This window comes from Mesorhizobium sp. M7A.F.Ce.TU.012.03.2.1, from assembly GCF_004006095.1.
Lineage (GTDB): Bacteria > Pseudomonadota > Alphaproteobacteria > Rhizobiales > Rhizobiaceae > Mesorhizobium.
In genome coordinates this window covers 3,287,383-3,307,135 of sequence record NZ_CP034779.1, presented here as the reverse complement: position 1 = coordinate 3,307,135, position 19,753 = coordinate 3,287,383, and the positions used below count along the sequence as shown (strand labels likewise).

Here is a 19,753-nt window from a genome sequence, read left to right as displayed (position 1 = left end):
CGCGCTGGCATCGACATGAGGCCGGCAAGGCCGGAAAGCCGCGCGATGGCATGCCAATAAGATCCGTCGCAGCGCCTGCGCCGGACTGATCTATCGAAAGATATATATCGTTCGATCAGGTGCGGACATTGACCTCAATACCATCGAACCGGGAATGGACGCCTCCTCTTAGGCCGCGACACAATGGAGGATCACGGCCGCATTGGCTGCCCCGCGATCTGTTGCACGAGATGTCATCCCGCGAGATATGAACGATGAAGATCACCCAACAGCCCCCTGCCCTGCAAGTGGTTATGAAAGAGGTCAGGCGCGCCATCCGGCCACTGATCTGGTTCAGCGGCGGCATCAACGTGCTGATGCTGACCGGGGCGCTATACATGCTCCAGGTCTACCACCGCGTGCTGTCCAGCCACAGCCTGGAGACGCTGGCGATGCTGTCGCTGATGGCGGCGGCCGCGCTCGGGACGCTCGCCGGGTTGGAAGTAATACGCGGGCGTCTTCTGGCCAAGGTCGGATCATGGATGAACGCGCGCTTGGGACCGGTTCTCCTGACCGCATCGGTGGAATATGCCGCCTCGGCGCCCGGCCAGGCCAACGCCCGTCCGTTGCGCGATCTGGACCAGGTGCGGAATTTCTGCACCAGTCCCAGCATCTTCCCGATCCTCGACGCGCCTTGGGCGCCGCTGTTTTTCGCTGCCATATTCATCATGCACCCCTGGCTGGGTTGGCTGGCGCTTGGCGGCGGGATCATCCTGTTCGCTTTGGCGCTGCTCAACGAATATGTCACGCGAAAGCCCTTGATCGAGGCTGCGGGTGCGCAGTCGCGGGCCTATGTGCAGGCCGAGGCGGCGATCCGCAACGCCGAGGTCGTCCAGGCGATGGGTATGCTAAAGCCGCTGATGGAAGGCTGGAAGGCACAGCAGGACGAGGCGAACAAAGGACAAGTCCTTGCCGCTAACCGGGGTGGGGTCATCGCGGCCATCGCGCGTTGTCACCGGCTGGCCCTGCAAATGGCCATACTCGGCCTCGGTGCCTATCTGGTTCTTCGCAACGAGGCCTCGCCCGGTATCATGATATCCGCCTCGATCCTGATGGGGCGCGCATTGTCACCGGTCGAGCAAGCGATCGGCACCTGGAAGGCGACGGTCGGAGCCCGTGCCGCTTACCGGCGCCTCACCGCGGTCGCCGGACAGCACCGGGAGGCCACACCGGTCCTGCCACTGCCCCGTCCGAAAGGCAGGTTCGAGGCCGACAACCTTGTGCTTGCCCGACAGGGTGGCGAGCATATCCTCAAAGGCATCAACTTCCGCCTCGAGCCCGGTGAAGCGATGGCGTTGATCGGCCCGAGCGGGGCCGGCAAGACGAGCCTGGCGCGCATACTCGCCGGCGCCTGGCGCCCGTCCGCGGGGCGCGCCTTGCTGGACGGAACGGATGTCGCCCAATGGGCGGCGGAGGACCGTGGTCGTCATGTCGGCTATCTGCCGCAGGACATCGAACTCTTCGCCGGCACCGTGTCCGAAAACATTTGCCGCTTTGCTACGCTCAGCCCGGCGGTCTTCAACAAGGTGGTCGAGGCCGCGCAGCTGGCGGGAGTCCACGAGCTGATCAAAGGACTGCCGAAGGCGTATGGCACCGAGATCGGCGAAGCAGGTGCGATACTGTCGGGCGGGCAGCGCCAGCGCATCGGGCTGGCGCGGGCCCTCTACGGCGATCCCGCGCTGCTTATCCTCGACGAACCCAATTCCAACCTCGACAGGGAGGGCGAGGAGGCATTGATTGCCGCTCTCGGCGTGGCCAAGGCGACGAACACGACCGTTATCCTGATCGCGCACCGCGCCAACATTTTGGACAAGGTAGACAAGATACTGGTCCTCAACAGGGGTCAGCAAGATCTCTTCGGGCCGCGCGACCATGTCTTCAACGAACTCGCCAGCCGTGTCGGCAAGGTGGCCCATCTGCCCAAGGCGGCCCAGTTGCCAGCCCTTGAAGTGGTGAAGGAAATCAAAGAGGTCAAGGAAGCATGAGCCGCCCCCCCGAATTGAACGTCGTGCCGCTGCCCCGTCCCCCGCCCTCGCTGCTGGAACCGGTGCCGCTGCGTCTCACCGGCGTGACGTGCACCGGCTTCGCGATCATGTTCCTGTTCTTCGGCGTGGCCGGGGGATGGGCGGCCCTGGCGCCGCTGGACAGCGCTGCGGTAGCGTCGGGCGTGATCAAGGTCGCCGGCGACCGCAAGCTCATCCAGCACCTCGAGGGCGGCATCATCGCGGAGTTGAACGCCGCCAACGGGGATATCGTCAAGGCGGGCAAGATCCTCGTCCGGCTCGACGGCACGCAGGCAAAGGCGCAGCTCGACCTGATCCAGAACCGGATAGCAACGCGTGAGGCGCTGGCCGCGCGTCTCAGGACCGAGCGTGACGGCAAGACCGAGATCGAGTTCAATCCGGCGTTGCTCGCAAACCCCGCGATCGCCGTGAAGGACGCGGTGGCAGCACAGCGTGACGTGTTTACAGCGAAGCACCACAATCTGAAGGACGAGCGGGAAATTCTCGGCCAGCGCCGTCACCAGGTCGAGGAAGAGATAACGGGGCTGGAGCAGCTTGTCGTCACCGAAGACAAGCAGATCGAGGCAATCGAGGGCGAAAGCAAAGACCTTGAGGGTCTGCTCAAGAAAGGGCTGACCACCCGCGAACGGAACCTGTCGCTCAGACGCCAGCAGCGGGAGATCGAGGGCGAGCGCGCCACCAATGTCGCGGCAATCGCCCGTGCCGGAAGCGCCATGGCCGAGATCGACATGCAGATCCTGAACCTCAACACAGTGCGCCTGAACGAGGCCGTCGACGAGTTGAGCAAAGTCGAGGCGGAGCTGTTTGACCTCGGACAGCAGGAGCGTTCCGCCAGGGACGTGCTTAGCCGTACCAACGTCGTCGCGCCCGTTGACGGCATTGTCATGGAGCTGAAGGTCCATACGGCAGGCGGTGTCGTGAAACCCGGTGAGACATTGATGACGATCGTCCCGCTCGGACAACAACTCGTGGTCGAGGCTATGGTCAAGCCGGAGGATGTCGAGACGATCGCACCCGGACAGCCCGCGCGCGTCAGCTTCCCGGCCTTCGCCCGCTACAACCTGCCGCCGCTCGAGGGTGTTGTGGAGATCGTGTCGGCTGACCGCATGGTTGAGGAACGCAGCGGCGCACCGTATTTCGCCGCGACGGTTGTGATCGACAAAAGCGAACTCGGCAAGCTGGAGGGTCGCAAGCTGCTGCCCGGCATGTCGAGCGAGACGATGATCCGGACGGGGGCTCGCACCGTTCTCTCTTATCTCGCCGAGCCGATCACGCAGAACTTCCGCCGGGCCATGCGGGAAAAATAGCCGTAAGCCGCCTAACCGGATTCAGGAAAGCAGCATTCGCCCGGCCGTGATCGCCAGGAAGAATGCAAAGGCAAGTTTCAGGTAGCGCGGGTTGAGCGCGTGGGCGAGCCTTGCGCCCAGAGGGGCGAACAGGAAGCTCACGGGCGCTATGATGGCAACCGCCGGCAGGCTGACGTAGCCCAGGCTGAGCGGGGGCCTGCCGGCAATCTCGAGACCCGACCAGATGAAGCCGGCCACCGCCGGAAGCGCGATGAGCAGGCCAAGTGCCGACGATGTGCCGACGGCCCGGTGGACCGGAAAGGAAAAGCTGGAAAGCGTCGGCACCGAGAGCGTGCCGCCGCCAATTCCCATGAGCGAAGAGACAAAGCCGATCACAGCAGCGATCGCGCGGTTGATCCAGCCGCTTTGCGGCAGGTGATCGGAGATCACGAGGTGCTTCGGCAATGCCATGTTGACGGCCACCAGCAGGCCGACGACGCCGAAGACCAGCCGCAAGCCGGCGCCCGGGATGAATTTCGACATGATGCCGCCGATGAGGGCACTGACGAAAATGGCCGGTCCCCACAGAGTGAGCAGTGCCCGGTCGACATTGCCGCGCCTGTTGTGCGACCGCATCGACGAGATCGAGGTGGGGATGATGACCGCAAGCGACGTCGCGACAGCCAGATGGCTGATCACAGCAGGCGAAAATTGGAACAGGCTAAGTACCCAGAACAGCACCGGGACGATGACGATGCCGCCGCCGACTCCCAGCAGACCGGCGAGCACGCCGGAGGCAATTCCGGTCATGGCCAGGCCGGCGATCAGCATTGCAATCGTCAGCCCGTCGAAAACCGACGTGTCGAATCCGAAGTCCACTATGATTTTTCCTTGATTGGCCATTTGCGGCACGGCCTTGCGGACACGGCCGCTCATCCGCTGTTGCGACCCAAAATGCAGGTCGCCCAGAAGGGTCGTAGCGTTTTTGGGATGCGCTTTGGCTAGTGGCGCACCATCCCGGCGTCGACATTGAGCGTCTGGCCAGTGATCCAGCGCGCATCGTCGGAGGCCAGGAACGAGACCACATCGGCGATATGCTCCGGCTGCCCTTTGCCTTTCATCGCCTGAAGCATCTCGACGAAGCCGAACGCCTCGTTGTGCGGGCTCGCCTTGACGCCGTCGCTCTCGATCAGGCCGGGCGTCACCGCATTGGCGGTGATGTTGTATTTGCCAAGCTCGGTGGCGAGCGCCCTGGTGAAGCCGATGACGCCACCCTTGGCCGCGACATAGGCCGCCATGTTCGGCGTGCCGGCAAAGAAGGTGTTGGATGCGATGCTGATTACCCGTCCGGCCTTCCCCGCCGCACGCATCTGGTCCGTACCGGCACGGCTGACGATAAAAGTGCCGGTCAAATTGACGTCGATGATCTTGCGCCAGTGGTCGAGATCGACATCGTCCCAGGCGACGAACGGCACGATGCTGGCATTGTTGACCAGGATGTCGATGCCCCCGGTCAGGGCCTGGATTTCGGCGAAGAGTGCCTTGACCGATGCCGGATCGGAAATGTCGGCGGCGATCGCCCTCGCCTTTCCGCCTATCGCCGCAGCCGCCGCCCCGGCACCTTCGGCATTGATGTCGCCGACGATGACGGTTGCCCCGTCGGCGGCAAGCCGCGCTGCGATCGCCTTGCCGATACCCTGCGCGGCGCCTGTAACCAGGGCCGTCTTTCCCGCAAGCCGTTCAGTCATGAAAATGCTCCCTCAATCCGTGGTGATGTCTGTTCAGGCGTCGGCGTCGATCACGGCCAGCGCCGCGTCGATGCCCCTGCCGATCGCCAGTTTCTGGCCGGCCGCATTCATGGCGCCGCCCAGTGCCGTCAGCGCCGCGATCGCATAGATCGGCTGGGCTGTCGGTCCCATATGGCCGATGCGCGTCAGCTTTCCCAAGGTCTCGCCGCGCCCCGACGAAAACACCACGCCGTAACGGGCGCGCGCGGCCTGGCGAAGCGCCTTCTCGTCGACACCTTCGGGCGTGCGGACAGCGGTCGTGGTCGGCGACGCGATGCTGTCGCTGGCAGCCCAGATCGACAGGCCCATCGCGGCAACGCCAGCGCGCATGGCCTTGGCGGTGAGTGCATGGCGCGCCCACACCGCCTCCGGTCCCTCATTGAGATAGAGGTCGAGCGCGACATCGAGCCCGTTGATCTCCGAGACCGACGGCGTGAATGGAAACGGCTTGTCCCGCGACCACGCATGCTCCCAGTCGACGATGCTGAGCATCGACGCGCGCGGCGCCAGGGGATTGGCCTTCATCTTGGCCCAGGCCCGCTCGCTGACACCCATCATCGTGAGGCCGGGAGGCGCGCCCAGGCATTTGTTCGGGCCGGTGACATAGATATCGGCCTTGCAATCCTCGGGATGCGTCTTCATGCCGCCAAACGACGAGACGGCATCGACGATGAGATAGCCGCCATGCGCTGAAACCAGCGCACCGATGGCGTCGATCGGATTGATGGTGCCGGACGGCGTGTCGTGGTGGCAGACGGAAACGACGGTGATCTCCGGATGCGCCTTCAGCATTGCCTCGACCTCCTGCGGATCGATCGCCTCGTTATAGGGCACCTCGATCTCGAGCAGATGTGGCGAATAACGCTTCGCCCAATAGCCGAACCCCTTGCCGTAAACGCCTGAGGCAAGGTTGAGCACGACATCGTCCGGCGTGATCAGCGAGGCCGCGGCGGCCTCCAGGCCAAGCACCGGCTCGCCATGCAGGATGACCGGCTTGTTCGACAGCCGCATCGCCTTTTGCGCCTTGTCGACCACACCTTCGTAGAAAAGCTGGAACGCCGGGTCGTAGTCGTAGAGCACCGTGCGCCCGAGGCCGCGCAGCACTTCGGCATAGGCGTTCACCGGCCCCGCGGTCAGGGTGATGACCGGATCGGCATGTTCGAGATAGCGCATCGTCTTGGTCTCCGGATTGGCGGGGTCAGCCGTAGAATTGCGTGCCGGTCCTGTAGGTCTTGAAGTTGTCCATGTCGTGCGAGTACATCAACTCGGCGCCATGGTCCTCGGCAAGTTTCTTCACCTTGCGCATCGAATTGACGCCCGCTACCGGATCGATGTGGAACGCCGCCTGGCACAGCGTTTCAAGGCTCTTCTGCGTATAGGCCGCATCGATCGTGAACATGATCGGCTTGCGCTTGGGGAACTCGACCAGCAGGCTGTAATGGCCGATCGAATGGCCGGGCGTCGAGATCAGCCGGACGCCCCTGGCAAGGTCGACGTCGCCATCGACGCCTTCGAAGCTCGAGTTCGCCCGTGTCGTTCCCGCAAGCAATTGCCCGGTCGCGCCACGCGCTTCGGCAGCCTCCGCCGAAAAACTCAGATCGGAATAGCCGAGATGTTCGAAAGGCTGGGGATTGCACGCCTGCGGCACCTCGGTCCGGTGGCAGATCTTCTTGGCATGCGGAAAATACTTGTTGCCGCCGCAATGATCGAAGTGGAAATGCGAGTTGACCACGACGTCGATGTCCTTCGGCTCAAGGCCGAGCAGCGCCAGGGCGCCGGGGATGGTCTGGTGCTTTTCCTGGATCGGCTTTTCGAATGGCAGCACCTTCATCACATGATCGTAGTCGTAGCCGGTGTCGATGAGGAACCGGCCCTCGGCATGTTCGATCAGGATCGAATAGACCGGGAAGCGCACTTCGCCGCCAGGGCCGCGATTCCAGAACACATGATAGCCGTCGAGAACGAGCGAGCCGCCGTCGAGCAGGTAGACCTTGGTATCCGACATTCTTGCCTCCTTTCTTGGCGCGGGTCCCGTCCGCGCATGAATTGTCCTCAGCGCGCGCCGCGCTCGTATGGAATGCCGAGCGCCGCCGGCAGGCTCGCGCGCCGGCCGAACAGCACCAGCATGATCATCACCGCCAAGAACGGCAGCATCTGGATGATGTCGGTCGGTATGTTGATCCCGGCCACCTGCATGGCCGTCGTCAGCGACAGGCAGACACCGAACAGCAACGCACCGAACAGCACCCAGATCGGGCGACCGCGCGCCAGCATGGCCAGCACGATGCCGAGAAAGCCCGCGCCATTGGTGATGAACGGAATGAACAGCCCAGCCCCGACATTGGCGAGATAGGCGCCGCCGAGCCCAGCCAGCGCTCCGGTCGTCAACACGGCGATGGTGCGGGTCCGCACGACATCGATGCCGGCGACATCGAGCGCGGCCGGCTTGTCGCCTGCCGCCTGCAAATTGAGGCCGAGTTGCGTGCGCCGATAGAGGTAGCTCATGCCGAAAACCAGCGCGACCGCCAGATAGACGATCAGATGATGCTTGAAGAATGCAGGCCCGATGACCGGGATGTCCGAAAGCAGCGGAATGACGGTAGCATCCGCCGCGGGCAGGCGCGGGTAGCTGCGTGAGAACTGGAAATGGTGGAGCAGTGCCGTCAGGCCCTCGAGCCCCAAGGTCAGCGCGATGCCGATGACGATCTGGTTCAGCCCGATGCGCACGCAAAGCAGCGCCATGACAAGCGCCACCGCAGCACCCCCGGCGGCACCGGTGAGAAAGCCCAGCCACAGCGACCCGGAATAGAAAGCGCCGACAAAGCCGAGATAGGCGCCGGCCAGCATCATGCCTTCGATGCCGATATTGAGCACGCCCGCCTTCTCGGAGATCTGCTCGCCGAGCCCGGCAAGCAGCAGCGGGATCGCCGCGGTGACGGCGCCGAACAGGAGCGCGCTGAGAAAGACTTCGCTGAACAGCCCGGTCATGCCCTAGGCCCTCCGCGACTGGTTGTATCGGTGATCGAAATATTCGGCGAGCGCGAGCACGATCAGCACGATGGAAACCAGCACCAGAGTGAAATGATTGGGCACGCCGAGCCGGCGCGCCGCGCTCTCACCGCCGATCGAAAGCACCGAAAGCAGGAACACGAAGCCGATGGCTGCAAAGCCGTTCATGCGGGCGAGAAACACGGCGGGTATCACCGCAAGCCCGTAGGCGGGATTCCAGTCGGCGCGGACATTGCCCTGGACGCCGATGATGTCGACGGCGCCGGCAAGCCCGGCCAGCCCGGCCGAAATGGCGAAGACGGCGACGGTCAGGCCGGGGACACCGAGTCCCGAGTGAACCGCCGCGCGTGGATTGGCGCCGACGATCCTCAGCTTCAGCCCGAACGCCGTGCGCGTCATCACCAGATGCACGATGACGATCGCCGCCAGCCCAAGCAGCAAGCCGCTGGTGATGGTCGTTTCGAACAGGCGCGGCAACCGGTCTTCCACCGGCAGCGTACGGGTCTGCGGCACGGTCGTGTTGGGGTCGCGAAACGCCAGCTTGACCAGCACATTGGCGAGCGAGGTGCCGAGGAACGTCATCATCAGCGTGGTGATGATCTCGTTGACGCCCTGATAGGCACGCAGCAGGGCCGGCACCAGCGACCAGATCATCGCCACCACCATGGCGATGAGGAACGAGCAGACCAGCGCCAGCCAGGCTGGCATGACCTGCACGAACATAGGAGCGCTGGCCGCCGCCGTCACCGCGCCGAGCAGGAACTGGCCGTCGCCGCCGAGATTCCACATGCCGGCGCGAAAGGCCACGATCAGGCCGGCGGCAAGAAACAGCAGCGGCGCCATGCGCGTCAGCGTCTGCTGGATGCCGAGCGGCGAGAACAGTCCTTTCTCCAGCACGAAGCCGTAGTAGGCGAGCGGGTCGACGCCGACCGCAAGCAGGATACAGCCGGCTATGACGAGAGCGATGAGGATCGGGCCGAGCGTCATCAGCAACCGATGCGCGATGTCGCGACGCGTCGTTGCCCCGCTCGTGGCATCGAGTGCGGTAGCACTGACCGTGGGTGCGGTGTCGATGCTCATGCGGCAAGTCCGATCATCAGGCGACCGACCTTGGTGCGGGCGTCGTCTACGTTCTCGACGGTGCCGACCAAAGCGCCATCGGCGATGACGGCGATGCGGTCGCACAGACCAAGCAATTCCTCGAGGTCGGTGGAGATCAGCAGCACCGCAAGGCCACGCGCCGCCGTGTCGCGGATGCGCTGGCGCGACGCCAAAGTGTTGGCGAGATCGAGCCCGTAGGTCGGCTTGTTGAAGATCACCACCTTGGCGCCTTCAGCCAGTTCCCGTGCCAGAAGCACCTTCTGGATGTTGCCGCCGGACAGCCGCGCGACGGGCGTCTTCAGGCTCGGCGTACGCACGTCGTATTCGCGCACGAGCTGCGCGGCGCGCTTGTCGATCTCCGCGCGCTGCTCGACGCCGTTGCGCCAGAACGGGGCCGCGCCGACCTGCTTGAGGAAGAAGTTGATCGAGACCGGGAAGGTTCCGACAGTGCCCTCGCCCAGCCGGTCGTCGGTCAGGTAGCGAAGGCCGCGCCGGCGGCGCTCGCCGACGCTCAGCGTCTCGATGGCGGCGCCGTCCAGCCGTATCGAGCCGCCGGCAGCTGTACGCTGGCCGGCCAGCGCTTCCGCCAGTTGCTTCTGGCCGTTGCCGTCGATGCCGGCAATGCCCAGGATCTCGCCCGGGCGGATGTCGAAGGAGATCGACGACAGGCCCGGCGCATTGTCCGTCGGCGCGACCGCCAGATCTGCGACCTGAAGCAGCGGGGCCGCTTCTGCTCGGGCAGTGCGGACCGGACGCTCGACGGCTTCCGGATCATCCTTCTGCTTGCCGAACATCAATTCCACGATCTCCGAGACGATCTCCTGTTCGCCCAGCGCGCGAAACCGCTCGGGCGGGATCTCGCCGACCTTGCGGCCGAGCTTCAGCACCGAGATGCGATCGCCGAAGGCAGCCGCCTCCTTGAGCTTATGGGTGATGAAGACGATCGCCAGGCCCTGCTCGACAAGGCGGCGCATCAGTGCGCCGAGTTCGTCGATGCCTTTCGGCGTCAGCATGGAGGTGGACTCGTCAAGGATGAGCAGCCGGCTGTTGCGCAGCATCGCGCGCAGAATCTCAACCTGCTGCTGCTCGCCGAGCGACAACTCCGATACCTTGGCTTGAAGCTTGACGGTGATGCCGAGCGTGCCGGTGATCTCGGCGACGCGCGCCGCCAGTTCCTCGGTCCTGGGGCGCTGCCACCACGGCCCGCCAAGCAGGAGATTTTCCGCCACCGTCAGCGTCGGCACCAGCATCATGTGCTGGAATACGGTGCCGATGCCGAGTGCCAGCGCATGGCGCGGCGAGGTGATCGGCGTCGGTTTGCCGTCGACCAGTATGCGTCCTTCGTCCGGCTGCTGCAGGCCGGACAACATGCCGATCAGTGTCGATTTTCCAGCGCCGTTCTCGCCCAGCAACACATGCACTTCGCCCGGGCGGATCGACAGGTCGACGCTGTCATTGGCAACGATGCCGGGGAACCGTTTGGTCACGCCTTCAAGCGCGACGATGTCGCGCCCTGCAACGGACGATGAAGAAAAACCGCTCATGAAAGCCCAGCACCAAAAAACAGGAATCGTCCGGAGGGGTGAACGGATCACCCCTCCGGCAGCCGACCGTGATCGCCTTACTGGGCGACGCTGGTCATCAATGCCCTGACGGCGGCCGCGTCATAGACCGGCTCAACCTTGATCTTGCCGGAAATGACGTCCTCGCGCAGCGCCTGGATTTCCGTCCAGGCATTGTCCGGGATCGCAGCGGTCTTCAGCAGCTTGACCGAGTCGTCCTTGAGGCCGATCGTATAGTGTTTGGTGCCGAACGTGTCGGCCTTCAGGTCGGCAATCATGGCCGCATAGACCGGCTCGATGTTCCACACCACCGACGACAGCAGGAAGCCCTTGTCGATCGGTGACTTGTCGCCGATGACGTCGATGAAATAGACCTTGCCGCCATCGGCTGCCTTGGTCGTCTCGACCGCCTGCAGCATGCCGAAGCTCGAACCGTTGCCTTGGCCGAAGATGATGTCGGCACCCGATGCGATCACGCTTTCGGTGACGCGCTTGCCGCCGGCCGCATCGCTGTAGGCGGCAGGGCCGATCACCGCATAGGTGATCTTGACGTCAGGATTTTCCGCCTTCACGCCTTGTGCGAACGCCGCCGACTGCGAATTCCACGATGGCGGTTCGCCCGAGACGACGATGCCGACCGACTTGGAACGCGACACCTTGGCGGCGAGACGGCCGGCCAGATAGGCACCCTCGTGGCCGCTCAGCGTGTAGTCGGCGACGAGGCCCTTCTCCAGGCCGGCTGGCGTGTCGACGATCGCCACCGGAACTTTCAGTTCCTTGGCGATTTCGGGCGCCGAGGTGTTGTAGCCGCTGGCATGCGCGATCAACAGGCTGGCGCCGTCGGAGGCAAGTTCCCGCAAGGTCGGACGAACATCGCCATAGCCGAGGCCCTGGGCCACGACCACTTCGACGCCGGCGGCCTTGCCCGCCGCCTTGGCGGCGTCGATGCCTTGCTGGTTCCAGCCATAGTCCGTGCCTTCTTCGGGCGTCAGGATGGCGATCGACTTGACCTCGCCGGCAAGCGCGCCGCTCATCAAGACACCGGTCAATATAGCTGCACTTACACTGCTCTTAAGAAGCTTAAACATGTTACCCTCTCTGTTGTTTCACCAATCAATATTCTTATTGTTATTGCGCAAAAGCGAGATAGACTGCCTAGGAAAAATTACATTATGGAGCTCAGGCAAAGTGAAGATCCGTTATGCCCTTCCGGTGATGCTGGCGTTGTCGTCCTTCGCCAACGCGGTTGAGTTGCACCATGTCACCGTCCGCACCGGCACTGACGGGCTCGACATGGTTCCGTTGACGATTTCGAATGCGGGCAGCGAAAGCCTCTCCTGCAACGCCGACTTCGCCCACTGGTATTCAGCCGGGATCGCAACGGTCGAGCCGGGCAAGAAAACCCGCGTCGAGCTCTGGTTCGATGCGAAGACCGGCACGTTCACGATCCTCAACGACAAACGCGAGAACCTGCCCGTCGAGCGGCTGTGGTGCGGTCTGGCGAGCCGAGCATATGCCACCCGCGTGCAGGTCACGCTCGACCGCACCGATGCGGCGAAAGGCGAGCGTGATGTGTCCTGCGCCATGGCGCAGGACAGCCTGGTCTGCCGGTAGGCGCTCATCGAGCTTTCCCTTCGAACACCGCGCACCTCTTATTCTTTTGTCAGGAATGCGTCGGTGAAAACGTCGTCCGCCGACAGAGCCGCCTTGAGCACGCCCTGGTCCGTCAGCGTCTTGAGGGTCTCCTCCCACTGCGTCTTCGTCATCCAGCCGAGACCGTGTTCCTTTGTGTCGGGGCTGCTGAACGTCGATGCGATGTCGGCGTTGATCTGCGCCAGCAGCACGTCCTTCTTGTCCGCATAGCCGGGCGCTGCCTTGGCCGTGATCTCGGCAGCCTCTTCCGGATGCGCCACGACATAGTCGAAGGCCTCCCTGTATGCCTTGACGAAGCGGCGCACGACGTCCGGCTTGTCCTTGATCATCGCCTGCGAGGTGAACAGGCCCGAGCCATAGGCTTTCCACCCATGGTCCGCCCCCATCATGATGCTGAGCGAGCCGGGGCCTCCGGCCTTCGCTTCCAGTTCGGGAACCTCCGCATCGATATAGCCGACGACCGTCTGAACCCGGCCAAGCAGCAAATAGCTTTCATAGGGAGGCGAGACGCTGTTCAGCGTCATGTCCTTTTCGGTCAGGCCGTTGGCGGCCAGGAAACCCTTGAAGAAGATGTAGGTGGAGCCGGCCGGATGAATGCCGATGGTCAGTCCCTTGAGGTCGGACGGCTTGGTGAGCTTCAGCGTCTTGGCCAGCGAAATGATCCCCAGCGGCGAGTGCTGATTGACGGCCGCCAGCGCCACGACCGGAACATTCTGCGAGCGTGCGACGGCAAGCGTGGGAAGATCGCCGAACCCGAAATCCGCGTTCTCATTGCCCACCAGCCGCATCGCGTCCGGCGAGCCGGATCCCTTGCGGATCTCGGCCACATCGATGTCGTTCTTGGCGAAGAAGCCCTTTTCCTTGCCGACGAAGAACATGGCGTGATTGCCGCGCACCACCCAGTCGAGCTGGACGTTGACCTTGTCGGCCGCCAGAGCCGCGCTGGAGAAGCCGAGCGCGCCGACAAAAGCTGCCAAGGTAGCTGCCTTGATAAGTGACCGTCTCAGCATGTTTTGTTCCCCTTTATGAATTTGGTTGATCGAGTGGGCCTAGGACTGGCTGAATTTCGGCGCCCACGGCACCACGATGCGTTCGAGGATTTCGGCGGCGTAGTAGAAGGCGATGCCAAGCACGGAAACGAGCAGCAGCGCTGCGAAGACCAGCGCCGTGTCGAGCTGGGTCGAAGCGAACTGGATGACGTAGCCGAGACCGTCCGACGCCCCGGCGAACTCACCGACGATGGCGCCGATCACGCTCAAAGTGGCGGCGATCTTGGTTCCGGCCATAAGGTTCGGCAGCGAGTGCGGAACGCGGATCCTGAACAGGATCTGCGTCTGGCTGGCCCCGACCGAATTCATCAGCGACAGCAGCGAGCGGTCGACCGATTGCATGCCGGCCAGCATAGAGAGCGTCACCGGGAAGAAGGCGATGACCAGGATCAGGCCGATCTTGGGCGCCAGTCCATATCCGAACCAGAGGATGAAGATCGGCGCGAGCGCGACTTTCGGCACGTTCTGGAACAGCACCACCAGCGGATACAGCGCGCGTCCCAACCAATCGAAGCGCACGATGAGCAGCGCAATGGCGATGCCGACCACGACCGAGACCAGGAAGCCGAACAGGATCTCGCCCGCCGTCACCAGCGTCGCCTGCATCAGCGTGCCCCATTGCGCGACCAGCGACTTCGCGATCTCGGACGGAGCGGGAATAATGAAAGCGGATATGGCAAAGACCCGCACGGCCGCTTCCCACAGCACGATCGTCACCAGCAGCAGGATGACCGCAGGAAGCCAGCTGCCGGTCGCCGCACTCCAGTTGGAGGCGAGGCGCGGCTCGGAAAGGTCGGTGATGGGTTGGTCGCTCAAGACGCGCCTCCCGGTTGATGGCTGGAGCGCAGCATCGTTCGCAACTGGACCACCAGCCTGACGAACTCCGGATCTTCGGTGACCGACAGGTCGCGCGGATAAGGCAGCGCAATGTCGAGGCTCTCGGTGATCCGCCCGGGCTTGATCCCCAGCACGTGAACATGGCGCGACAGATGGATGGCCTCGTCGATGGAATGGGTGACGAGCACGATCGTCTTGCCGGTCCGCTGCCAGATCTCCAGCAGCGACTGGCCCATCGAATCGCGGGTGATGGCATCGAGCGCGCCGAACGGTTCGTCCATCAGCAGGACTGCGGGATCGAGCGCCAGGGCCCGTGCAATGGCGACCCGCTGCCGCATGCCACCCGACAGCTCGTTCGGCCGCTTGTGGGCGCTGTCGCCAAGCCCGACCAGTTCCAGCATCTCCTGCCCGCGCGCCCGCAGATCCGAGCGCGACAGCGACTTGTCGGCAATGCTGAGCAGCATCGAGGCATTGTCGACGGCGTTTTTCCAGGGGAGCAGGTTGGCGTCCTGGAAGACGAGGCCGATCATCCGCTTGCGCGCCGCCTCGGTCGGCGCGAGCCCGGCGATCGAAACGCTGCCCTGGGTCGGCTGCACCAGTCCGGCCAGCACCTTGAGCAAGGTGCTCTTGCCGCAGCCGGAAGGGCCGATAAGGGAAACGAACGATCCCTTTGGCACCGAAAGATCGATGTTCCTGAGGATCAGCTGACGGGCCATGACCACCGAAACGCCCTTGGCGGAGATCAGATCGTCATGGCGGATATGGGCCGGCTTGTCGCCGGCGGCCCGGATGGTTTCAATGCGCATGGCTTGCCGCCCCGCGCGCTGTTTTCTGTCGCACCCGCACCATCTTGATGGCGAAGGCGCCCTTCACACAAACAGCCGACCGGTGGAACTCCTCAAACCGGCCTGCCCTCTGCGCACCATGTGACATTGGCTACTCCCGGCCTTCCAGGATGCGCCGCACCGCGACGAGCTTGCGCGCCCGTTCACCTTGCAGCGCCTTTGTCTGCTCGGGCGTGTAGGCAAACATGCCCTCGCCCGACTTGATGCCGAACTTCGACGCAGCCGTTTTCTCCAGCACCATCGGCGCGACATCGTCGCGGTTGGAGAGATCGGCATTCAGGAAGGACGAGACGGATTTGTAGATGTCCAGCCCCGCCATATCGAGCAGCGCCATCGGGCCGATGACGGCGATCTTGTAGCCGATGCCCCAGGATACGCAGGTGTCGAGGTCTTCCGGCTCGATGACGCCGCGCTCGACAAGATCGACCGCCTCGCGCAGCAGCGCATAGAGCACGCGGTTCTCGACGAAGCCTGGAACGTCCTTCTTCACCACCACCGGCAGCAGGCCGATCGAGCGGATGAGATCGCGGATAACAGTCACGGTTTCAGGCGCGGTCTTTTCGCCGCCGATCACCTCGATCATCGGGATGATGTGCGGCGGGTTCGACCAGTGCATGCCGACCATCCGCTCGGGATGCGAGATATGCGCCTGCAGCTTGGTGATCGGGATGCCCGACGTGTCGGAGGCGACGATGACGGACGGGCCGATCAGCGGATCGATGTCGCGATAGGTCTGCGCCTTGATCTCGATATTCTCGGGCACGTTCTCGATCACCAGTTCGGCGCCATCGACGGCCTCGGCGATCGTCTCGACGAAGCGCACGCTGCCGGCGCCTGTCCCGGGCGCCTTGATGTCGAGGCGGTCGAGCACGCCGCCGGCGAGATCAAGCATGCCGCGGGCGCGCTCGATTGCCCCTGGCGAAACATCATACGCCGTCACATCGAGCCCGCCGCGCGAAAGCCGCGCGGCGATGCCTGGACCCATCGTTCCCAGTCCGATGAGAGCGGCGCGCTTGATCATCATGCGGCCTTTGCCGGAGCAGCAGTGGTTGCCGCCTTGAAGGCCGGCCGAGCGGCGATCGCGGCCACCCAGCGCTCCAGATTGGGCATCGACGGCCGGTCGATCTTGAAGTCGACGCAGCGCTTCAGGATCGGCGCGCAGGCAATGTCTGCAAGGGTCAGCTTGCCGAGCGCCAGGAAGTCCTTGCCGGCCAGGTGGCCGTCGACGATCTTGAGCTGCGCGACAAGGTCCTTCACTTGTTCCTTGTATTCGGCGGTCTGTTCTTCGGGCGTGAGCTTGGCGCCCTTGAAGGCCGCCAGGTAGCCCGGATTGACCGCAGCCAGCAGGAAGTCCATCCAGCGCTCGACCTCGGTCTTTTCGGCCGGCGTGGCGCCATTCAACTGTTCGCCGCCGAATGCCGCGAGATAGCGCAGGATGGTGTTGGACTCCCAGATCACGGTGTCGCCGTCGACCAGCGTCGGCACCTTGGAGGTCGGGTTGAGCGCCTTGTATTCCGCCGTCTGCGTGTTCTCGAACTGGCGGCCATAATCCTCGCGCTTGTAGGAGGCCCCCAGCTCTTCGAGCATGAAGAGCACCTTCTGGACGTTGCCTGATGTCTGGCGGCCTAACAGCTTGTACATGTCGTCTCCTCGCTAGTGTCCAAGGCCTACTTGCTCGCCGGGAGCGGCTTGTAGACGATGGCGTCCATTTCGATCTTGGTGTTGATGACGGCCTTTGCCTCGACGGTCGTGCGTGCCAGAACGGCGTCGCCGATCCCTTCGAGGAACGCCTTGTTGTAGCGACCGAAATCGCGCGTATCCTCGAGATAGGTGGTGATCCGCACGACATCCGACAGCGTCGCGCCTTCATGCGCGATGACGCGCGCAATGGTCTTCAGCGTCGCCAGCGTCTCTTCCTCGATCGTGCCGCTGATCATGTTGTTGTTCTCGTCCTTCGGCACCTGGCCCGAGACGAAGATGAAATCGCCGGCACGCACCGCCGGATGAAACGGCAGGTTCGGGTTCTTGTTGCCGATGGCGTAGTGGCTGGCGGATTTTCGCGTGCTGTCGCTCAACATACCCCCCTAGAGAACGCTGGTTTCGATGATGTCGACGCCGCGGATGCGATCGATCAGGTAGACGATGCCGCGGTCGTCGATGGTCACGTCGTTGGACGAGGAACGCTCCGCCCCCTCCGGCGCGTCGGGCATGAAATGGCCGACTTCCTTTGGCGCGAACGGATCGGCGATGTCGACGAGGCGCAGCCCCTGCGCGAACCATGCAAACGGAATGACGGTTCCATTGAACCGCTCGGAGGGCTGGTGGCAGCCCGTCATCGGCGGTTGCGGCGCGCCATCCGGGTCGAGGCCAGGCACCTGGAAGGTCGAGATCGGCAACGGGTTGGTCTCGTCGGTGATGTCGTAGATCCAGGTGAAGGCCGGCGGTGAAGGTCGCAGTTTGGCGACATCCTCGTCGGCCACCACCATGATGTTGCGGCCCTTGAGCGGCTGTGGGATCGGCAGGCAGGTGTGGGTGGGATGCGGAAAGCTCGGGCTCGAATTGACGTGCGAGACCAGCTTCGGCTTGGTGATGTCCGAAATGTCGAGGATGAACAGCCCGTGATGCCAGTAGCTGACATAGAGCCGGTCGCCCATGCGCAGAGGATGGTGGCAGCGCGGCGTGACATAGTCATGCCACGGGTATTCTTCCCCGCCACCCGTCCACTGGCCGGGTATCCACCAGCGTCCGACCTCGACCGGCTGTGCCGGATCGATCAGATCGAGGATCATCACGATATTGCCGACATAACCGTCGGCGGTCGGCGAGATGTAGACGTAACGGCCGTCGAAGTCGTAGCGGTGGACGCCCTTGCCGCCGGTTATCCATTTCGAGATGAGCTTGGGCTGCGCCGGCTTGGTTGTGTCGTAAAGCGCCAGTCCGCCGCCGAAATCGGCCGGGCCGGCATCACCAAAGCGCTCGTGGTTGATGATCATCAGCCCGTCCTTGGCGCGCACCTTGTGCGAATGCCAGCCGGGCGGAACATCGATCGTGGCTATCTTGCGCGGATTGCGCGGGTCGGAAATGTCGACCAGCGTCGTGCCGCTCGGCGGCCGCATGTGGCCGATATAAAGGATGTTGCCATCGACCCAGACCTGGCCGCCGCCTGGACAGTCGACATGGCCGATCTGCTTGGTGTTGAACGCCGAAACCAAATGCATACGCCCTTGCTGCTGAAACGTCATTTCGATGTCCCCGCCGCCAATCGCGGCGGGACAGTGCTTGCCGAAGGGCCGAAAACTAGACGAGGCGGAGCAGATCGCCGGCCTGGTTGCGGCCCCAGCGCTTGTAGAGGAGCAGCGCCTTCTGCGTCGGCGCATCAGTGGCACCGAAGAAGATCACCGGCTCGCTCGACGAGCCGTTGACATGCTCGACCCAGGAACCGCCAGGTATGGCGATGGTGTCGAACTGGTTCCAGTCATAACGTTTGCCGTCGATGATCGAATGGCCGTTGCCGCGGAACGGCGCCAAGAGCAGGCTGGCGGTCTCGCGCTGCGGCAAGGTCTTCTCGCCGGGGCGCAGCATCTGCACGTAGAAATTGATGGTGTGGAAGACGGGTCCGCCGGTGGTCGGATCGACATAGTCGATGACGATGCCTTCATGGGGGTCGCCATCCCAATCCTTGTGGGCGTCGAGGACCGCTTCCATCTTCTCCCAGCGATAGACATACATCGGCGACGACAGGCCGCCGCCGCGCTTGTGATCGACGAAACGCGGCATCAGGCCACCCTCGCCATAGATGCGCTGTGAGTAGTCACCGGGATAGCGGGCGGTCTGCACCTTCTTCTCGACTTCCTTGCCATCGACCATCTCGGTGTATTTGTGGTCGAAATGGACGGCATGCAGCGTTTCGACCAGCGGCAGGTCGAGCACCGACAGGTTGACCGCCTGCTCGCCGCCGACGGTGCCATGATTGTGCCAGGCGTCGTTGGGCGTCAGCACCATGTCGCCCGGGCCGAAGACCACGTCTTCGCCCTCGACGCCGGTGAAATTGCCCCTGCCGGTCAGGCCGAAGCGGATGGCGCTCGGCGAGTGCTTGTGCGGCGGCATGATCTCGTCGGGATCGTTCAGGCGGTAGGCGGTGTACATGGTGCTGACCGATGCACGCTTGGGCGCAAGACCGGGATTGACCAGGATCAGCGAACGGCGCTCACTGTCGTCCATGGTCACCAGTTCGGCGGCGCGCTGCAGCAGCGGCTCGATGTCCGAATAGGACCACACGAAGGGAACGGCCTTCGACGTCGCCATCAGCTGCTTGATCTCGTCATGATCGACGCCTTCCGACGTCGCCCAGAACGGAAACATGTTCTTTGCGTAGAGGGCGTCATAGAGGCCCTTGAGTGCTGCCTTCTTGTTGGTGAGCACATCGTTAGCTGGTTGCGCCAGGGACATATCGGACACCTCTCGTCACGAAGAAAATACTTCTAACCAACTCAACCGTATTCGCATTGGTTTTGCTCGACAATAGCCAAATTGCGAATTTTATAAGTTTTTGGTTGAGGTG

The 19,753-nt window shown here is 63.5% G+C and carries 19 protein-coding genes; 3 read left to right on the top strand and 16 right to left on the bottom strand.

Translation table 11 applies throughout. From position 1 onward, the window contains the following. Positions 1-254: 254 nt before the first annotated feature. Together EJ079_RS15915 and EJ079_RS15910 are read left to right on the top strand one after the other, a co-directional pair. On the top strand, positions 255-2,024 hold the full coding sequence (locus EJ079_RS15915; protein ID WP_127809468.1) for a type I secretion system permease/ATPase: 1,770 nt from the start codon (positions 255-257) through the stop codon (positions 2,022-2,024). Further along, entirely contained in the window at positions 2,021-3,370 is a 1,350-nt protein-coding gene (locus tag EJ079_RS15910; protein WP_127809467.1) for an HlyD family type I secretion periplasmic adaptor subunit, read from the top strand. Before EJ079_RS15915 ends, EJ079_RS15910 begins: the two co-directional genes overlap by 4 nt. 21 nt (positions 3,371-3,391) lie before the next feature. On the opposite strand, the gene EJ079_RS15905 is transcribed toward EJ079_RS15910, so the two are convergent. The 8 genes from EJ079_RS15905 to EJ079_RS15870 all read right to left on the bottom strand — a co-directional run bounded on the left by EJ079_RS15905 (position 3,392) and on the right by EJ079_RS15870 (position 11,896). Continuing rightward, on the bottom strand, positions 3,392-4,228 hold the full coding sequence (locus EJ079_RS15905) for a sulfite exporter TauE/SafE family protein (RefSeq protein WP_127809466.1): 837 nt from the start codon (positions 4,226-4,228) through the stop codon (positions 3,392-3,394). A gap of 122 nt (positions 4,229-4,350) precedes the next feature. Next, positions 4,351-5,097 (bottom strand): SDR family NAD(P)-dependent oxidoreductase, encoded by a 747-nt coding sequence (locus EJ079_RS15900; protein WP_127809465.1) that lies wholly within the window; start codon positions 5,095-5,097, stop codon positions 4,351-4,353. A 33-nt stretch (positions 5,098-5,130) separates the two neighbouring features. After that, on the bottom strand, positions 5,131-6,309 hold the full coding sequence (locus tag EJ079_RS15895) for an alanine--glyoxylate aminotransferase family protein (protein ID WP_127809464.1): 1,179 nt from the start codon (positions 6,307-6,309) through the stop codon (positions 5,131-5,133). A gap of 25 nt (positions 6,310-6,334) precedes the next feature. Beyond that, positions 6,335-7,141: a 4-pyridoxolactonase gene (locus EJ079_RS15890; RefSeq protein WP_127809463.1), complete on the bottom strand. Its 807-nt coding sequence runs from the start codon at positions 7,139-7,141 to the stop codon at positions 6,335-6,337. A 47-nt stretch (positions 7,142-7,188) separates the two neighbouring features. Then, complete coding sequence (locus EJ079_RS15885; RefSeq protein ID WP_127267958.1) at positions 7,189-8,124, bottom strand: ABC transporter permease; 936 nt, start codon at positions 8,122-8,124, stop codon at positions 7,189-7,191. Between the two features lie 3 nt (positions 8,125-8,127). Then, positions 8,128-9,225 (bottom strand): ABC transporter permease, encoded by a 1,098-nt coding sequence (locus EJ079_RS15880; protein WP_127809462.1) that lies wholly within the window; start codon positions 9,223-9,225, stop codon positions 8,128-8,130. Beyond that, positions 9,222-10,790, bottom strand: coding sequence for an ABC transporter ATP-binding protein (locus EJ079_RS15875; protein WP_127809461.1), 1,569 nt, complete (start codon positions 10,788-10,790; stop codon positions 9,222-9,224). Before EJ079_RS15875 ends, EJ079_RS15880 begins: the two co-directional genes overlap by 4 nt. Before the next feature lie 77 nt (positions 10,791-10,867). Continuing rightward, complete coding sequence (locus tag EJ079_RS15870; protein ID WP_127397073.1) at positions 10,868-11,896, bottom strand: BMP family protein; 1,029 nt, start codon at positions 11,894-11,896, stop codon at positions 10,868-10,870. A gap of 100 nt (positions 11,897-11,996) precedes the next feature. Between EJ079_RS15870 and EJ079_RS15865 the strand changes: the two genes are divergently transcribed. Then, entirely contained in the window at positions 11,997-12,422 is a 426-nt protein-coding gene (locus EJ079_RS15865; RefSeq protein ID WP_127809460.1) for a hypothetical protein, read from the top strand. Positions 12,423-12,460: 38 nt separating this feature from the next. Here the strand turns inward: EJ079_RS15865 and EJ079_RS15860 are convergent, their stop codons facing one another. The 8 genes from EJ079_RS15860 to EJ079_RS15825 all read right to left on the bottom strand — a co-directional run bounded on the left by EJ079_RS15860 (position 12,461) and on the right by EJ079_RS15825 (position 19,641). Continuing rightward, positions 12,461-13,471: an ABC transporter substrate-binding protein gene (locus EJ079_RS15860; RefSeq protein ID WP_127809459.1), complete on the bottom strand. Its 1,011-nt coding sequence runs from the start codon at positions 13,469-13,471 to the stop codon at positions 12,461-12,463. A gap of 39 nt (positions 13,472-13,510) precedes the next feature. Further along, a complete protein-coding gene (locus EJ079_RS15855; protein WP_127809458.1) occupies positions 13,511-14,326 on the bottom strand; it encodes an ABC transporter permease in 816 nt (271 codons plus the stop codon). Next, positions 14,323-15,153: an ABC transporter ATP-binding protein gene (locus EJ079_RS15850; RefSeq protein ID WP_127809457.1), complete on the bottom strand. Its 831-nt coding sequence runs from the start codon at positions 15,151-15,153 to the stop codon at positions 14,323-14,325. The genes EJ079_RS15855 and EJ079_RS15850 overlap by 4 nt, the downstream gene beginning before the upstream one ends. Before the next feature lie 130 nt (positions 15,154-15,283). Beyond that, a complete protein-coding gene (fhmpcd1, locus tag EJ079_RS15845; RefSeq protein WP_127811347.1) occupies positions 15,284-16,213 on the bottom strand; it encodes a 5-formyl-3-hydroxy-2-methylpyridine 4-carboxylate 5-dehydrogenase in 930 nt (309 codons plus the stop codon). After that, entirely contained in the window at positions 16,213-16,833 is a 621-nt protein-coding gene (locus EJ079_RS15840; RefSeq protein ID WP_013529861.1) for a glutathione S-transferase family protein, read from the bottom strand. The genes fhmpcd1 and EJ079_RS15840 overlap by 1 nt, the downstream gene beginning before the upstream one ends. 26 nt (positions 16,834-16,859) lie before the next feature. Continuing rightward, a complete protein-coding gene (locus EJ079_RS15835; RefSeq protein ID WP_013529860.1) occupies positions 16,860-17,270 on the bottom strand; it encodes a RidA family protein in 411 nt (136 codons plus the stop codon). 6 nt (positions 17,271-17,276) lie between these two features. Continuing rightward, positions 17,277-18,434 (bottom strand): hypothetical protein, encoded by a 1,158-nt coding sequence (locus EJ079_RS15830; RefSeq protein WP_127809456.1) that lies wholly within the window; start codon positions 18,432-18,434, stop codon positions 17,277-17,279. A gap of 55 nt (positions 18,435-18,489) precedes the next feature. Beyond that, positions 18,490-19,641: a cupin domain-containing protein gene (locus EJ079_RS15825; protein ID WP_127809455.1), complete on the bottom strand. Its 1,152-nt coding sequence runs from the start codon at positions 19,639-19,641 to the stop codon at positions 18,490-18,492. Between the last annotated feature and the right edge of the window lie 112 nt (positions 19,642-19,753).

Excerpts from the sequence above, each read along its gene's own strand:
- EJ079_RS15915 (WP_127809468.1), top strand. The coding sequence starts at position 255 with ATGAAGATCACCCAACAGCCCCCTGCCCTGCAAGTGGTTATGAAAGAG.
- EJ079_RS15910 (WP_127809467.1), top strand. The coding sequence starts at position 2,021 with ATGAGCCGCCCCCCCGAATTGAACGTCGTGCCGCTGCCCCGTCCCCCG.
- EJ079_RS15900 (WP_127809465.1), bottom strand. The coding sequence starts at position 5,097 with ATGACTGAACGGCTTGCGGGAAAGACGGCCCTGGTTACAGGCGCCGCG.
- EJ079_RS15895 (WP_127809464.1), bottom strand. The coding sequence starts at position 6,309 with ATGCGCTATCTCGAACATGCCGATCCGGTCATCACCCTGACCGCGGGG.
- EJ079_RS15890 (WP_127809463.1), bottom strand. The coding sequence starts at position 7,141 with ATGTCGGATACCAAGGTCTACCTGCTCGACGGCGGCTCGCTCGTTCTC.
- EJ079_RS15885 (WP_127267958.1), bottom strand. The coding sequence starts at position 8,124 with ATGACCGGGCTGTTCAGCGAAGTCTTTCTCAGCGCGCTCCTGTTCGGC.
- EJ079_RS15880 (WP_127809462.1), bottom strand. The coding sequence starts at position 9,225 with ATGAGCATCGACACCGCACCCACGGTCAGTGCTACCGCACTCGATGCC.
- EJ079_RS15875 (WP_127809461.1), bottom strand. The coding sequence starts at position 10,790 with ATGAGCGGTTTTTCTTCATCGTCCGTTGCAGGGCGCGACATCGTCGCG.
- EJ079_RS15870 (WP_127397073.1), bottom strand. The coding sequence starts at position 11,896 with ATGTTTAAGCTTCTTAAGAGCAGTGTAAGTGCAGCTATATTGACCGGT.
- EJ079_RS15860 (WP_127809459.1), bottom strand. The coding sequence starts at position 13,471 with ATGCTGAGACGGTCACTTATCAAGGCAGCTACCTTGGCAGCTTTTGTC.
- EJ079_RS15850 (WP_127809457.1), bottom strand. The coding sequence starts at position 15,153 with ATGCGCATTGAAACCATCCGGGCCGCCGGCGACAAGCCGGCCCATATC.
- fhmpcd1 (WP_127811347.1), bottom strand. The coding sequence starts at position 16,213 with ATGATCAAGCGCGCCGCTCTCATCGGACTGGGAACGATGGGTCCAGGC.
- EJ079_RS15840 (WP_013529861.1), bottom strand. The coding sequence starts at position 16,833 with ATGTACAAGCTGTTAGGCCGCCAGACATCAGGCAACGTCCAGAAGGTG.
- EJ079_RS15835 (WP_013529860.1), bottom strand. The coding sequence starts at position 17,270 with ATGTTGAGCGACAGCACGCGAAAATCCGCCAGCCACTACGCCATCGGC.
- EJ079_RS15830 (WP_127809456.1), bottom strand. The coding sequence starts at position 18,434 with ATGACGTTTCAGCAGCAAGGGCGTATGCATTTGGTTTCGGCGTTCAAC.
- EJ079_RS15825 (WP_127809455.1), bottom strand. The coding sequence starts at position 19,641 with ATGTCCCTGGCGCAACCAGCTAACGATGTGCTCACCAACAAGAAGGCA.